General features: G+C 69.6%; 13 protein-coding genes and 1 tRNA gene. 8 read left to right on the forward strand and 6 right to left on the reverse strand.

Annotated features, from left to right (window positions below):
• Positions 1–4 precede the first annotated feature (4 nt).
• From ACZ51S_RS26460 to ACZ51S_RS26470, 3 genes are read left to right on the forward strand one after another with little or no spacing between them, the layout of a single operon-like run.
• A complete protein-coding gene (locus tag ACZ51S_RS26460) occupies positions 5–1,822 on the forward strand; it encodes a branched-chain amino acid ABC transporter permease (RefSeq protein ID WP_468477700.1) in 1,818 nt (605 codons plus the stop codon).
• A gap of 3 nt (positions 1,823–1,825) precedes the next feature.
• Positions 1,826–2,761 (forward strand): ABC transporter ATP-binding protein, encoded by a 936-nt coding sequence (locus ACZ51S_RS26465; RefSeq protein WP_468477701.1) that lies wholly within the window; start codon positions 1,826–1,828, stop codon positions 2,759–2,761.
• Positions 2,758–3,474, forward strand: coding sequence for an ABC transporter ATP-binding protein (locus tag ACZ51S_RS26470; protein WP_385763406.1), 717 nt, complete (start codon positions 2,758–2,760; stop codon positions 3,472–3,474). Before ACZ51S_RS26465 ends, ACZ51S_RS26470 begins: the two co-directional genes overlap by 4 nt.
• Positions 3,475–3,554: 80 nt before the next feature.
• Here ACZ51S_RS26470 and ACZ51S_RS26475 read toward each other — a convergent pair whose 3' ends face one another.
• Entirely contained in the window at positions 3,555–4,181 is a 627-nt protein-coding gene (locus ACZ51S_RS26475; protein WP_388936181.1) for an ANTAR domain-containing response regulator, read from the reverse strand.
• Between the two features lie 126 nt (positions 4,182–4,307).
• Here ACZ51S_RS26475 and ACZ51S_RS26480 point away from each other — a divergent pair.
• The 4 genes from ACZ51S_RS26480 to ACZ51S_RS26495 all read left to right on the forward strand — a co-directional run bounded on the left by ACZ51S_RS26480 (position 4,308) and on the right by ACZ51S_RS26495 (position 6,224).
• Positions 4,308–4,382 (forward strand) — tRNA-Leu (locus ACZ51S_RS26480).
• 110 nt (positions 4,383–4,492) lie between these two features.
• Positions 4,493–5,227, forward strand: coding sequence for a transcriptional regulator (locus ACZ51S_RS26485; protein ID WP_468477702.1), 735 nt, complete (start codon positions 4,493–4,495; stop codon positions 5,225–5,227).
• Positions 5,228–5,272: 45 nt separating this feature from the next.
• Positions 5,273–5,938, forward strand: a complete 666-nt coding sequence (locus ACZ51S_RS26490; RefSeq protein ID WP_468962139.1) for a MerR family transcriptional regulator — start codon at positions 5,273–5,275, stop codon at positions 5,936–5,938.
• A gap of 34 nt (positions 5,939–5,972) precedes the next feature.
• Positions 5,973–6,224, forward strand: a complete 252-nt coding sequence (locus ACZ51S_RS26495; protein ID WP_468477704.1) for an EF-hand domain-containing protein — start codon at positions 5,973–5,975, stop codon at positions 6,222–6,224.
• A 65-nt stretch (positions 6,225–6,289) separates the two neighbouring features.
• Here the strand turns inward: ACZ51S_RS26495 and pyk are convergent, their stop codons facing one another.
• Both pyk and ACZ51S_RS26505 read right to left on the reverse strand, forming a co-directional pair.
• Positions 6,290–7,717, reverse strand: a complete 1,428-nt coding sequence (gene pyk / locus ACZ51S_RS26500) for a pyruvate kinase (protein WP_468477705.1) — start codon at positions 7,715–7,717, stop codon at positions 6,290–6,292.
• A gap of 133 nt (positions 7,718–7,850) precedes the next feature.
• Positions 7,851–8,561: an SIMPL domain-containing protein gene (locus ACZ51S_RS26505; protein ID WP_468962141.1), complete on the reverse strand. Its 711-nt coding sequence runs from the start codon at positions 8,559–8,561 to the stop codon at positions 7,851–7,853.
• Between the two features lie 141 nt (positions 8,562–8,702).
• On the opposite strand from ACZ51S_RS26505, the gene ACZ51S_RS26510 reads away from it, so the two are divergent.
• On the forward strand, positions 8,703–10,499 hold the full coding sequence (locus ACZ51S_RS26510; protein WP_468477707.1) for a bifunctional metallophosphatase/5'-nucleotidase: 1,797 nt from the start codon (positions 8,703–8,705) through the stop codon (positions 10,497–10,499).
• A 64-nt stretch (positions 10,500–10,563) separates the two neighbouring features.
• Here ACZ51S_RS26510 and ACZ51S_RS26515 read toward each other — a convergent pair whose 3' ends face one another.
• The 3 genes from ACZ51S_RS26515 to gap all read right to left on the reverse strand — a co-directional run bounded on the left by ACZ51S_RS26515 (position 10,564) and on the right by gap (position 14,768).
• Complete coding sequence (locus tag ACZ51S_RS26515) at positions 10,564–11,967, reverse strand: lysine N(6)-hydroxylase/L-ornithine N(5)-oxygenase family protein (RefSeq protein ID WP_468477708.1); 1,404 nt, start codon at positions 11,965–11,967, stop codon at positions 10,564–10,566.
• The gene (locus ACZ51S_RS26520; RefSeq protein ID WP_468477709.1) at positions 11,964–13,361 is read right to left on the reverse strand and encodes a pyridoxal phosphate-dependent decarboxylase family protein; all 1,398 of its coding nucleotides are present in this window, start codon (positions 13,359–13,361) and stop codon (positions 11,964–11,966) included. Before ACZ51S_RS26520 ends, ACZ51S_RS26515 begins: the two co-directional genes overlap by 4 nt.
• A gap of 408 nt (positions 13,362–13,769) precedes the next feature.
• Positions 13,770–14,768 carry a type I glyceraldehyde-3-phosphate dehydrogenase gene (gap, locus tag ACZ51S_RS26525; protein ID WP_388935235.1) on the reverse strand — a complete coding sequence of 333 codons (999 nt, stop codon included), beginning with the start codon at positions 14,766–14,768 and terminating at the stop codon, positions 13,770–13,772.
• Positions 14,769–14,782: the final 14 nt, after the last annotated feature.

The following is a 14,782-nucleotide window of genomic DNA, read 5'->3' on the forward strand; positions in this document are numbered from 1 at the left end:
AACCATGACGACCACCACCACAGACACCACGCCGCAGAAGGCCACCAACGGCCGAGCGGGAATCTCCCTCCCCGAGAAGACCGCCCGCGCCCTCGCCACCGCCGGCGGCGCCCTCACGGTCATCTCCTGCTTCCTCGCCTGGACCTGGACCTCCGCCTTCCCCGGTGACCTCACCGTCTACGGGTACCCCGGCGGCCTCCAGTGGCTCGTCCTCGTCGGCGGCGCCCTCACCGCGCTCTTCGGCCTCAGCTCCTACGGCATCAAGGGCCTGCGCTGGCTCGCGCCCGCCGGAACCGACGCCGCGATCAAGCTCTGCGCCCTCGGCACCCTCCTGACCGTGGCCTACACCGTCTGGGCGATCAGCAACACCCTCGGCGGCCTCGTCAACCTGGAGCCCGGCGGCATCGTCGCCCTCGTCACCGCCCTCGCCGCCTACCTCGGCGCCCGCTCCCTCCCCTTCGAGCGCCCCGCCACCGAACCGGCGGACCCCGAAGACACCTGGTGGGAGCAGACCAAGCACAACATCGGCAACAGCTGGGCCGTCACCAAGGCCGCCCACGCCAGCGGCACCGCCAAGCCGGCCCGCGAACTCCCGGCCTACGCCGAGATCCTGCTCATCACCGCCGTCCTCGCCGTCGCCCTCGGCGTCTTCACCTACGGCGTCACGACCCCCTACCAGGAACTCTTCCTCGGCTTCCTGATCACCGCCGGCTTCGGCTTCACCGCCCTCAACAAGGCCGGCCTGGTCGCCCGCTTCACCGCCCTCACCGCCAAGCACCGCAACGTCGCCCTCGTCGGCGCCTTCGTCGCGGCCGCGGCCTTCCCCCTCACCCAGACCGACGACCAGTACGCGACCCTCGGCGTCAACATCCTCATCTTCGCCACCGTCGCCCTCGGCCTGAACATCGTCGTCGGCCTCACCGGCCTCCTCGACCTCGGCTACGTCGCCTTCCTCGGCGTCGGCGCCTACACCGCGGCCCTGGTCTCCGGCTCCCCCAACTCGCCCTTCGGCGTGCACCTGCCCTTCTGGGCCGCACTCCTCGTCGGCGCCCTCGCCTCCATGGTCTTCGGCGTCCTCATCGGCGCCCCGACCCTGCGCCTGCGCGGCGACTACCTCGCCATCGTCACCCTGGGCTTCGGAGAGATCTTCCGCATCTCGATGAACAACCTCGACGGCGTCAGCGGCCCCGACCTCACCAACGGCCCCAACGGCATCGCCGGCATCCCCAACGTCAACCTCTTCGGGTTCGACTTCGGCGCCAGCCACACCATCGCCGGATTCACCGTCGGCCGCTTCGCCAACTACTTCCTGCTGATGCTCCTGGTCACCCTCATCGTGATCATGGTCTTCCGCCGCAGCGCCGAATCCCGCATCGGCCGCGCCTGGGTCGCCATCCGCGAAGACGAAACCGCCGCCGAAGCCATGGGCATCAACGGCTTCCGCGTCAAGCTCATCGCCTTCGCCCTCGGCGCCACCCTCGCCGGCCTCGCCGGAGCCGTACAGGCCCACGTGAACTACACCGTCACCCCGGACCAGTACGTCTTCGCCAACGCCGTCCCCCCGAACTCCGCCTTCCTCCTCGCGGCAGTCGTACTCGGCGGCATGGGCACCATCTCCGGCCCCCTCGTCGGCGGCGCCCTCCTCTTCATGATCCCCAACAAGCTCCAGTTCCTGGGCGAGTACCAGCTCCTCGTCTTCGGCATCGCACTCGTCATCCTGATGCGCCTGCGCCCCGAAGGCCTCATCCCCAACCGGCGCAACCAGCTCGAACTCCACAAGGACCTCGAAGCGCCCACAGTCCTCGGCAAGACAGGGGCCTGATCCATGACCACCACCACGACCGCAACGGCGACCGAAACGGTCCTCGACGCCCGCGGCGTCACGATGCGCTTCGGCGGCCTCACCGCCGTCAAGAACGTCGACCTCACCGTCCGCAGCGGCGAGATCGTCGGCCTCATCGGCCCCAACGGCGCCGGCAAGACCACCTTCTTCAACTGCCTCACCGGCCTCTACATCCCCACCGAGGGCGAAGTCCGGTACAAGGGCACGGTCCTGCCCCCCAAGTCCTACAAGGTCACCGCGGCCGGCATCGCCCGCACCTTCCAGAACATCCGTCTCTTCAACAACATGACGGTCCTGGAAAACGTCCTCGTCGGACGCCACACCCGCACCAAGGAAGGCCTCTGGTCCGCCCTCCTCCGCCTCCCCAGCTTCGGCCGGGAAGAGCAGGCCAGCCGCGAGCGCGCCATGGAACTCCTCGAGTTCATCGGCCTCGACCACAAGGCCGAGCACCTCGCCCGCAACCTCCCCTACGGTGAACAGCGCAAGCTCGAAATCGCCCGCGCCCTCGCCAGCGACCCCGGTCTCATCCTCCTGGACGAGCCCACCGCCGGCATGAACCCGCAGGAGACCCGCGCCGCCGAAGAGCTCATCTTCGCCATCCGGGACAAGGGCATCGCCGTCCTCGTCATCGAGCACGACATGCGTTTCATCTTCAACCTCTGCGACCGCGTCGCCTGCCTCGTCCAGGGCGAAAAGCTCATCGAAGGCACCGCCACCGAGGTCCAGAGCGACGAACGCGTCGTCGCCGCCTACCTCGGCGAGCCCTTCGAAGGCGCCCCCGGCGCCGAAGAAGCCGCCGAGGTCGAAGCCGCCGAAGCCGCCGCCGAGGCCGAGCCCGAGGCCGAGGCCGCCTCCGAAGCCACTGCGGAAGAGGCCGCCGAGGGCAGCACCACCAGCACGGACGGAGAAGCCAAGTGACCGCCCTCCTCGAGGTCGAGGACCTCCGCGTCGCCTACGGCAAGATCGAAGCCGTCAAGGGCATCTCCTTCACCGTCAACGAAGGCGAAATCGTCACCCTCATCGGCACCAACGGCGCCGGCAAGACCACCACCCTGCGCACCCTGTCCGGCCTCATCAAGCCCAAGGGCGGCCAGATCAAGTTCCAGGGCAAGTCGCTGAAGAAGGTCCCGGCGCACGACATCGTCTCGCTCGGACTCGCCCACTCCCCCGAGGGGCGGCACATCTTCCCGCGCATGTCGATCGAGGACAACCTCCTCCTCGGCGCCTTCCTCCGCAACGACAAGGAAGGCATCCAGAAGGACGTCCAGCGCGCCTACGACCTCTTCCCCATCCTGGGAGAGCGCCGCAAGCAGGCCGCCGGCACCCTCTCCGGCGGCGAACAGCAGATGCTCGCCATGGGCCGCGCGCTCATGTCGCAGCCCAAGCTGCTCATGCTCGACGAGCCCTCCATGGGCCTCTCCCCGCTCATGATGCAGAAGATCATGGCGACGATCGCCGAGCTGAAGGCCGCCGGAACCACCATCCTGCTGGTCGAGCAGAACGCCCAGGCCGCGCTGTCGCTGGCCGACCAGGGCCACGTCATGGAGATCGGCAAGATCGTCCTGTCCGGCCCGGGTCGCGAGCTCCTCGTCAACGAGGACGTCCGCAAGGCCTACCTCGGCGAGGACTAGTCCCGCCGGCCCCGTGAAGCCGTGAGGCCCGTCTCCCCTCGGGGGGAGACGGGCCTCACGCGTTCCGGACGCCGGACGCCTTACTTGCCGGCGTTCTGCTTCTTCTCCTCGGCGTCCTCGATGACCGCCTCGGCGACCTGCTGCATGGACATGCGGCGGTCCATGGAGGTCTTCTGGATCCAGCGGAACGCCGCCGGCTCGCTCAGCCCGTACTGCGTCTGCAGGATGCTCTTGGCCCGGTCGACCAGCTTGCGGGTCTCCAGACGCGCGGAGAGGTCCGCGACCTCCTTCTCCAGCGCCTTCAGCTCCGCGAAACGGGACACAGCCATCTCGATCGCCGGGACGACGTCGCTCTTGCTGAACGGCTTCACCAGGTACGCCATGGCCCCGGCGTCCCGCGCCCGCTCCACGAGGTCGCGCTGCGAGAAGGCGGTGAGCATGAGCACGGGGGCGATGGACTCCCCCGCGATCTTCTCGGCGGCGGAGATGCCGTCGAGGACCGGCATCTTCACGTCGAGGATCACCAGGTCGGGCCGGTGCTCCCGCGCGAGCTCGACGGCCGTCTGCCCGTCCCCGGCCTCGCCGACGACGGAGTAGCCCTCCTCTTCGAGCATCTCTTTCAGGTCAAGACGGATGAGCGCCTCGTCCTCGGCGATGACGACGCGGGTCGTCAGCGGCGGAACGTGCGACTGGTCGGCGTCGGGCATGGGCGTCGACTCGTGCTCGGCGGTCACGGAGGCTCCTCTTTGCGGGGCATAACAAGCTCCCCCGAGCCTACCTAGCTGCGGTAAGGTGGACACGCAGCGGGTCGGGGGTAACCTTTGATTCGTTGGGCCCCGGTAGCCCAATTGGCAGCAGGCGATGGATTCAAAACCCATACAGTGTCGGTTCGAGTCCGACCCGGGGCACTTTTCCTTCTTTTCCAAGGTCACGCGAGTATCGCGTGACCTTCACTCGTTTCAGCGAAGCGTATCCAATTGCGGCACGTGAGCGAATTCCGTACGGCAGCGTCGATCACATGTACGACATGGCCACCCGTCGCCACACCCTGCAGCTGCTCGCCCAGGGGCGGAGCCTGAACTCGGTCAGCAAGGAAACCGGGATATCCCGGGCCGCCATCCGGGAATGGCGAATCCGCATCGATCCACTCCCCCGCCTCAATCAGTCGGTGCCGTGTTCCGGACCGGCCGACGATGCCGCCTACGCCTACCTCCTCGGCCTCTACCTCGGTGACGGCTGCATCAGCCCGCACCCCCGCGGTGGGCACTACCTCCGCATCGCGTGCGCGGATGCCTGGCCCGGCCTCATCGAGCTGTGCCGCACAGCGATCCTGGCCGTACGGCCGACGGACAAGGTGTACGTGCTGCAGCGGCAGGGCTGTGTGGCCGTCACCAGTTACGGACGGCACTGGACGTGCCTCTTCCCCCAGCACGCGCCAGGCAGGAAACACGAGCGTCTCATCGCCCTCGAACCCTGGCAGCAGGACATCGTCGACGCGCACCCCTGGGAGTTCATCCGCGGGCTGGTCCACTCCGACGGGTGCCGGACCACCAACTGGACCGTTCGGAACGGCAAGCGGTACGAGTACCCCCGGTACTTCTTCACCAATAGGTCCCAGGACATCACCGGGCTCCTGACCCGCACCCTGGACCGGATCGGCGTCCGGTGGAAACAGGCGAACACGTACAACGTGTCCATCGCCCGGAAGGAATCCGTCGCGCTCATGGACGCCCACGTCGGGCCGAAGTACTGAACCTAGCCTTGAGTCTCCAGTGGGTGGAGACCTCAGGGTGGGGGCATGGACGGCGCGGCGGAGTTGTATTCGATCGGGGAGCTGGCCCGGAGGACCGGGTTGGCGGTGCGGACGATCCGCTTCTATTCCGATGAGGGGGTCGTCGTGCCGGCTTGTCGTAGTAGTGCCGGGTACCGGCTGTACGACGTCGACGCGCTGGTGCGGCTGGAGCTCGTACGGACGCTGCGGGAGCTGGGGGTGGGTCTGCCCAGTGTGCGGCGGGTGCTGGATCGGGAGCTGTCGGTGGCCGAGGTCGCCGCCGTGCAGGCCGATGCGGTGGAGGTGCAGATCCGGGCGTTGCGGTTGCGTCGGGCGGTGTTGCGGCTGGTGGCGGAGCGTGGGTCGGGTCTTGAGGAGGTTCGGTTGATGCACGAGGTGACGCGGGCGTCGGAGCAGGAGCGCCGGCGGTGGGTGGAGTTGTTGGTGGAGGGTGCGGATCCGTCGGTGGCGGCGATGGTGCGGGCCGCCGCGCCGGATCTGCCGGAAGATCCGTCGGTGGAGCAGGTGGCGGCGTGGCTGGAGTTGGCGGGGCTGGTGGGGGATGCCGGGTTTCGGGAGGTGTTCCGGCGGGCTCCGGGGGTGGAGGGGCCGGTTGATCCGCGGGTGGAGCGGTATTGGCGGTTGGTGTGGGTGGTGAACGGGTGGGAGGTGGTGCCGGGGTTGGTGCCTTAGGTTGGGGGGTCGTTGGTGTGGGTGGGAGGTTTGGGTGAGTGAGAAGGCTCGGCGGCTTTTCGAGGCGCTGGATTTGAATCATGACGGGCGGTTGACGCGTGCGGAGGTGATTTCGGCGTTGCGGACGAAGGGGCCGACGTTGGCGGCTCAGGGGGTTATGCCGGTGTGGGGCGTGGGGGACGCGGATGCGTCGTCGGCGTTGTTCGACGCGGCGGACCAGAATGGTGATGCGGTGTTGTCTTTGGAGGAGTTCGAGGCCGTGGTGGATCGCCGCTTCGGGTGGTGATCCGGGTGTGAACGTGGTCGCCGGGCCGTCCCGTGGGGGCGGCCCGGCGGTGTTTTCCGGGGGTGTCAGCGGACGGGGTCGCCGATGTGGTGGATGCGGACGAGGTTGGTCTTGCCGCTGACGCCGGGGGGTGAGCCGGCGGTGATGACGACGATGTCTCCGGGGACGCAGCGTCCGATGCGCAGGAGTTCTTCTTCGACCTGGGCGACCATGGCGTCGGTGGAGTCGACGTGGGGGCCGAGGAAGGTTTCGACGCCCCAGGTGAGGTTGAGTTGGGAGCGGGTGGCGGGGTCGGGGGTGAAGGCGAGGAGGGGGATGGGGCTGCGGTAGCGGGAGAGGCGGCGGACGGTGTCGCCGCTCTGGGTGAAGGCGACGAGGAATTTGGCCTCGAGGAAGTCGCCCATTTCGGCGGCCGCGCGGGCGACGGCTCCGCCTTGGGTGCGGGGCTTGTTGCGGTCGGTGAGGGGTGGGAGTCCCTTGGCGAGGATGTCTTCTTCGGCGGCTTCGACGATGCGGGCCATGGTGCGGACGGTTTCGACGGGGTACTTGCCGACGCTGGTTTCGCCGGAGAGCATGACGGCGTCGGTGCCGTCGATGACGGCGTTGGCGACGTCGGAGGCTTCGGCGCGGGTGGGGCGGCTGTTGTCGATCATCGAGTCGAGCATTTGCGTGGCGACGATGACGGGTTTGGCGTTGCGCTTGGCGAGCTTGATGGCGCGCTTTTGGACGATGGGGACCTGCTCGAGGGGCATTTCGACGCCGAGGTCGCCGCGGGCGACCATGATGCCGTCGAAGGCGGCGACGATGTCGTCGATGTTCTCGACGGCTTGGGGCTTTTCGATTTTGGCGATGACGGGGAGGCGTCGGCCTTCTTCGTCCATGATGCGGTGGACGTCGTCGATGTCGCGGCCGGTGCGGACGAAGGAGAGGGCGATGACGTCGGCGCCGGTGCGCAGGGCCCAGCGGAGGTCTTCGATGTCCTTGTCGGAGAGGGCGGGGACGGAGACGGCGACGCCGGGGAGGTTGAGGCCCTTGTGGTCGGAGACCATGCCGCCTTCGATGACGCGGGTGTGGACGCGGGGGCCGTCGACGGCGGTGACTTCGAGGGTGACGCGTCCGTCGTCGACGAGGATGCGTTCGCCGGTGGTGACGTCTTGGGCGAGGCCGGTGTAGGTGGTGCCGCAGGTGTGGCGGTCGCCCGGGTGCTGTTCGGTGGTGATGGTGAATTCGTCGCCGCGTTCAAGGAGTACGGGGCCTTCGTGGAAGCGGCTGAGGCGAATCTTCGGGCCTTGTAGGTCGGCGAGGATGCCGACGCTGCGGCCGGTTTCGTCGGAGGCCTTGCGTACGCGTTGGTAGCGCTCCTCGTGTTCGGCGTAGGTGCCGTGGCTGAGGTTGAGTCGGGCGATGTCCATTCCGGCTTCGACCAGGGCTTTGATCTGGTCGTATGAGTCGGTGGCGGGGCCCAGGGTACATACGATTTTCGCTCGGCGCATGGGTCGAGGGTATGCCCTACCGGGGGGTAGGAAATGTGGTGCTGGTGTCTCGTCAACGAGCTTTGGGGGAAGGCTTGTTGACATTTATTGAATGTGCGTGGGGGTGCTCTGATGAGCACCCCCACGGGTGTTTTCAGAGCCGCGGCGGGGTCATGGTGAAGCGGGCGTTGACCTGGGCGTGGACGGTCTGGCGCTGCGGTTCGAGGTCGAGGGGCGGGGCGCCGGCGTCGTCGGCGGGGGCGGCGAAGGCCATGGTGCGCATTCCGCTGCCGCCCGGGAGGTAGGGGGTGGCGTCTTCGGCTCCGAGGTCGGCGAGTTCGACGAGGGAGGCGAGGTCGGCGCCGAGGGCGTGGGCGTATTCGCGGGCGCGTTGGACGGCTTCGAGTACGGCTTGGCGGCGGGCTTCGCCGTGGGCGGGTGAGGTGGGGCGCAGGGCCCACCAGGGACCGTCGATCTGGGTGAGTTCGAGGTCGGCGAGGCGGGTGGTGAGTTCGCCGAGGGTCGTGAAGTCGTTGAGTTCGGCGGTGATGTGGACGCGCCCGTGGTAGGCGCGGACGCGTTCGCCGCGGCCGTGGCGGGTGAGTTCGGGGGTGATGGAGAAGGCGCCGGTTTCGAGTTTTTCGACGGGTTCACCGTAGCTTTTGACGAGTTCGAGGACGGTGTTGTTGCGGCGGGTGAGGTCTTCGAGGGCGGTGCGGCGGTCGGTGCCGCGGGCGCTGACGGTGATGCCGATGCGGGCGATTTCGGGATCGACTTCGAGGTGGGCTTCGCCGCGGACGGCGACGCGGGGGACTTCGGGGGTTCCGTAGGGCTGGTGTGTGGTGCGGGTGGGTTCCTGGGTCATGGTTTCACTGTTGCATCCGGGTCCGTTCTGGTGTGGTCATCGGATCGCAACCTGTGGGGGGTGTTGCGGCTTGTTACTCGTGGGTCAGAATCTACGCGCGTTGTTCACGCCTCGATACACGCCTCACAAGGGGAGATGGCCATGGCGTTTGACCGTAGGACTTTCATGGGGGCTTCGGCCGCGACGGGCGCCGCTGTGGCGATGGCGGGGGCCACGAGCTCTCCGGCCGCTGCCGCGGCCGTGCCGTCGAAGGGGGCGAAGACGTACGCGTTCACGGTGATGGGTACGACCGATCTGCACGGGAACGTCTTCAACTGGGACTACTTCACGGACAAGGAGTTCGACGACAAGGCGCACAACGACGTCGGTCTGGCGAAGATCTCGACGCTGGTGGAGCAGGTCCGCGCGGAGAAGGGGCGCGGCAATACGCTTCTGATCGACGCGGGTGACACCATCCAGGGGACACAGCTGTCGTACTACTACGCGAAGGTGGATCCGATCACCGCGCGGCGGGGTCCGGTGCATCCGATGGCGCAGGCGATGAACGCGATCGGGTACGACGCGGCGGCGCTGGGGAACCACGAGTTCAACTACGGCATTCCGGTGCTGCGCAAGTTCGAGGAGCAGTGTGATTTCCCGCTGCTGGGGGCGAACGCGCTGGACGCGAAGACGCTGCGGCCGGCGTTCCCGCCGTACAGCATGCACCGGCTGCGGACCCCGCACGGGCGGGACGTGAAGGTGGCGGTGCTGGGGCTGACGAATCCGGGCATCGCGATCTGGGACAAGGCGAACGTGCAGGGGAAGATGACGTTCCCGGGGCTGGAGGAGCAGGCGGCGAAGTACGTGCCGCGGCTGCGGTCGATGGGTGCGGACGTGGTGATCGTGTCGGCGCATTCGGGGTCGAGCGGCACGTCTTCGTACGGTGACCAGCTGCCGTACGTGGAGAACGCGGCGGGTCTGGTGGCGGAGCAGGTGCCGGGGATCGACGCGATCCTGGTGGGGCACGCGCACACGGAGATCCCGGAGTACCGGGTGCGGAACAAGGCGACCGGCAAGGACGTGGTGCTGTCGGAGCCGCTGAAGTGGGGGCAGCGGCTGACGCTGTTCGACTTCGAGCTTGCGTGGGAGCGTGGCCGCTGGTCGGTGGCGAAGGTGTCGGCGAGGGTGCTGAACTCGAACACGGCCGCCGAGGACCCGAAGATCACGGGATTGCTGTCGGACGAGCACCGCAAGGTGGTCGCGTACGTCAACCAGGTGATCGGGACGTCGACGCAGGCGATGGCGTCGGCCGAGGGGCCGGTGAAGGACGTGCCGATCATCGACCTGATCAACCACGTGCAGGCGGAGACGGTGAAGGCGGCCCTGGCCGGTTCGGAGTGGAGCTCCCTGCCGGTGCTGTCGCAGGCCTCCTGTTTCTCGCGGACGGCGGCGATACCGGCCGGCCAGGTGACGATCAGGGACGCGGCGGGGCTGTACCCGTTCGAGAACACGCTGGAGGCACGGCTGCTCACGGGGGCGCAGCTGAAGGACTACCTGGAGTACTCGGCGCGGTACTTCGTGCGGACGGCCGCGGGTGGTGCGGTGGATCCGGCGAAGCTGACGAACGCGGAGGGCATCCCGGACTACAACTACGACGCGGTGTACGGGCTGACGTACGACATCGACATCGCGCAGCCGGCGGGTTCGCGGATCACGGGGTTGTCGTTCGAGGGGAAGCCGGTGGATCCGGCGGCGCGGTTCGTGTTCGCGGTGAACAATTACCGGGCTTCGGGTGGTGGGGCGTTCCCGCACGTGGCGCAGGCGAAGCAGTTGTGGGCGGACTCGGACGAGATCCGCAACACGATCATCCAGTGGGTGAAGGCGAAGGGCACGGTGGATCCGGCGGGGTTCGCTTCGGTGGACTGGCGGCTGACGCGGGCGGGCGTGCCGGTGTTCTAGGCGTTCTGGTCGTCTCGTGCGGTGTGTGGCCGGGTCCTGCTGTGGCGGGTCCCGGCCGTTCGCGTCAGGGGTGCTCGACGAGGGGGCGGAGTTCCACCCGGGGGCGGGCGGGGGTGCGCTGTTCGAGGCCGAAGGTGGTGAAGGCGGTGCGGTGGGGCTGGGGGTAGGGGTCTTTGCCGGTGAGGGTGTTGAGGATGGCGGCGCTGCGCCAGGCGGCGAGGCCGAGGTCGGGGGTGCCGACGCCGTGGGTGTGGCGTTCTCCGTTCTGGACGAAGACGCTGCCGCTGACGGAGGGGTCGAGGATCATGCGGTAGCGGTCGTCGATGCGGGGGCGGCCGGAGGAGTCCTTGCGCATGTAGGGGTCGAGGCCGGCGAAGAGGCTGGTGAGGGAGCGTTCCTTGTAGCCGGTGGCGAGGACGACGGCGTCGGTGGTGAGGCGGGAGCGGGTGCCCTGCTGGGTGTGTTCGAGGTGGAGTTCGACCTTGGTGGTGGCGACGCGGCCGGCGGTGCGGACGGTGACTCCGGGGGTGAGGACGGTGTCGGGCCAGCCGCCGTGGAGGGTGCGGCGGTAGAGCTCTTCGTGGATGGCGGCGATGGTGGCGGCGTCGATGCCCTTGTGGAGTTGCCATTGGGCGGGGACGAGCCGGTCGCGGACGGGTTCGGGGAGGTCGTGGAAGTAGCGGGTGTAGTCGGGGGTGAAGTGTTCGAGGCCGAGCTTGGAGTACTCCATGGGGGCGAAGGAGGGGGTGCGGGCGAGCCAGGTGAGGCGTTCGCGGCCGGCGGGGCGGGCGCGGAGGAGGTCGAGGAAGACTTCGGCTCCTGACTGGCCGGATCCGATGACGGTGACGTGTTCGGCGCCGAGGATGCGCCGGCGGTTGTCGAGGTAGTCGGCGGAGTGGATGACGGGGACGGTGGGGGCGTCGGCGAGGGGGCGCAGGGGTTCGGGGACGTAGGGGGCGGTGCCGATGCCGAGGACGAGGTTGCGGGTGTGGGTGCGGCCGAGGGCTTCGGCTTCTCCGTCGGCGTCGAGCTGGGTGTAGTCGACTTCGAAGAGGTCGCGTTCGGGGTTCCAGCGGACGGCGTCGACCTGGTGGCCGAAGTGGAGTCCGGGGAGGCGGCCGGCCACCCAGCGGCAGTAGGCGTCGTATTCGGCGCGCTGGATGTGGAACTGCTCGGCGAAGTAGAAGGGGAAGAGCCGTTCCTTGTGCTTGAGGTAGTTGAGGAAGGTCCAGGGGCTGGTGGGGTCGGCGAGGGTGACGAGGTCGGCGAGGAAGGGGACTTGGAGGGTGGCTCCGTCGAGGAGGAGTCCGGGGTGCCATCGGAAGTCGCGGCGCTGGTCGTAGAAGACGGTGGCGAGCGGGTCCGCGCCGCGTTGGGGGAGGCCGTGGGCGAGGGCGGCGAGGGACAGGTTGAAGGGGCCGATGCCGATTCCGACGAGGTCGTGGGGTGCATCGAGCTGGGCGGTCATCGGTGGGTGCTGCCTTCCAGGAGGGCGACGAGGGTGTCCAGGTCCCGCGGGGTGGTGTGGGGGTTGAGCAGGGTCGCCTTGAGCCAGAGGCGGCCGTCGGCGGTGGCGCGGCCGAGGACGGCGGTGCCGTCGTGGAGGAGGGTGCGGCGCAGGGCGGGGAGCTGGTCGTCGTCCGTGGGGGTGGGCCGGAAGAGGACCGTGGTGAGGGTGGGGCGTGCGTGGAGTTCGAAGCCGGGGTGTGCGTCGAGGAGGTCGGCGAGCCGGTGGGCTGTGGCGCAGGTGCGGTCGATGAGCCGGGCGAGGCCGTCGCGGCCGAGTGAGCGGAGGGTGGCGGCGATCTTGAAGGCGTCGGGGCGGCGGGTGGTGCGCAGGGAGCGGCCGAGGAGGTCGGGGAGGCCGGCTTCGGTGTCGTCGGTGGCGTTGAGGTAGTCGGCCTGGTGGGCGAGGGGTGCCAGGTGGGTGGTGTCGGGGACGGCGAGGAGGCCGGCGGCGACGGGTTGCCAGCCGAGTTTGTGCAGGTCGAGGGTGACGGAGCGGGCGCGGTGGAGGCCGGTCAGCTTGGCGCGGTGGCGGGGGCTGAAGGCGAGGGCTCCGCCGTAGGCGGCGTCGACGTGCAACTCGGCGTGGTGGCGTGCGCAGACGTCGGCGAGGGCGTCGAGGGGGTCGATGAGGCCGGCGTCGGTGGTGCCCGCGGTGGCGGTGACGAGGGCGGGGCGGGGGGTGCGGGTGAGGGCGGCGTCGAGGGTGGCGGGGTCGAGGGTGCCGGTGGGGGTGGGGAGGGTGGTGGTGGGTGGGAGGCCGAGGAGCCAGGCGGCGCGGGGGACGGAGTGGTGGGCGTTGGCTCCGTGGAGGACGGCGAGGCCGGGGCCGTGGCGTTCGCGGGCGAGGAGGAGGGCCAGTTGGTTGGCTTCGGTGCCGCCGGTGGTGAGGAGGGCGTCGGGGTGGGGGGTGTCGTAGAACTCGGCGGCGAGGGTGCGGGTGAGGAGGGCTTCGATGGCGGAGGCGGCGGGGGCCTGGTCCCAGGAGTCCAGTGAGGGGTTGAGGGCGCTGACGGCGAGGTCGGCGGCGGCCGCGACGGCGAGCGGGGGGCAGTGCAGGTGGGCGGCGCAGAGGGGGTGGGCGGGGTCGGCGGCGCCCGCGGCGAGGGTGTGGACGAGGGTGGCGAGGGCTTCGTGGTCGCCGGTGCCGTGCGCGGGGAGGAGGCCGGTGTCGCCGAGGGTGGCGTGGACGCGGGCGGTGGTGGTGGCGGGGCCGCCGGCGGGGAGGGGGCCCTTGCGTTCGGCGGCGCCGGTGCGCAGGGCGGTGAGGACGGTGTCGAGGAGGGGGCGGAGGGCGTCGGCGCCGTGGGCTCCGCCGGCGAGCGGGGGCGCGGGTGCGGGCGCGGGCTCGGTCATGGGGGCCTCCGGGGCGGGCGGACCGGCGGATCCGCTGCGCGGGGGCCGGGGGTGGGCGGAACACCCTGCCGGTACAACGATGGAGACCCGAATGGGGTAACCGGTTGGGGGCCGGTCGTTGCCGGCGGCCTGCCGGGCGATGCGGGGGGGCTGCCGGTGGCTGCCCGTCGTGCCGGTGGCCTGCCGGGCGTCGCGGCGGAGGCCTGCCGGGCGTCGCGGCGGGCTGACCGTCGTTGCCGTGGTGTGTCCGGCGTTCGCGGCCGTTCGCCGCGTGCCGCTGTGCTGGGCCGAGTCCTGCCCGTGGGCGCGTCGTTCCCCGGGGTGGGCCCGGGCATGGGTGAGCGCCGCAGTTGCCAGGTCAGAACCAACTGCGGCGCTCGGTACGAAGCCCCTGAGGGGGCGGGCGGGTCAGCTCGTGGCGAGCAGGGTGAGGGTGTCGATCACGCGGTTGGAGAAGCCCCACTCGTTGTCGTACCAGGCGACGACCTTGATGTGGCGGCCCTCGACGCGGGTGAGCTCGGAGTCGAAGATCGAGGAGGCGGGGTTGCCCGTGATGTCGGAGGACACCAGCGGGTCGTCCGAGTACTCGAGTACGCCGGCCAGCGGGCCCTCGGCCGCGGTCCGGTAGGCCTCGAGGACCTGCTCGCGGGTCACGTCGCGGGCGACGGTGGTGTTGAGCTCGACGATCGAGCCCACGGGCACCGGTACGCGGATCGAGTCGCCCGACAGCTTGCCGTCGAGGTTCGGCAGGACGAGGCCGATGGCCTTCGCGGCGCCCGTCGAGGTGGGCACGATGTTGACGCCGGCGGCGCGGGCGCGGCGCGGGTCGCGGTGGGGGCCGTCCTGGAGGTTCTGCTCCTGGGTGTAGGCGTGCACCGTGGTCATGAAGCCGTGCTCGATGCCGGCGAGCTGGTCCAGTACGGCGGCCAGCGGCGCGAGGGCGTTGGTCGTGCAGGAGGCGTTCGAGACGATCGTGTGCGCGGCCGGGTCGTAGGCGTCGGTGTTGACCCCGTAGGCGAGGGTGACGTCGGCGCCGTCGGAGGGGGCGCTGACGAGGACCTTGCGGGCGCCGGCCTTGATGTGGGCGCGGGCGGCCTCGGCGGAGGTGAAGCGGCCGGTGGCCTCGAGGACGATGTCGATGCCGAGGTCGGCCCAGGGCAGCTGTGCCGGTTCCCGTTCGGCGAGGACGGTGATGCGGTGGCCGTCCACGACGAGGACGTTGCCGTCGACGCTGACCGGGCGGCCGAGGCGGCCGGAGGTGGTGTCGTAGGCGAGCAGCCGGGCGAGGGTGGCGGGCTCGGTGAGGTCGTTCACCGCGACGATCTCGAGGTCGCTGTCGCGTTCGAGGAGCGCGCGCAGCACGTTGCGTCCGATGCGGCCGAATCCGTTGATGGCGATGCGAGTCATGTGAGCTGTCCCTT

This window comes from Streptomyces sp. NPDC034043 (assembly GCF_055575675.1).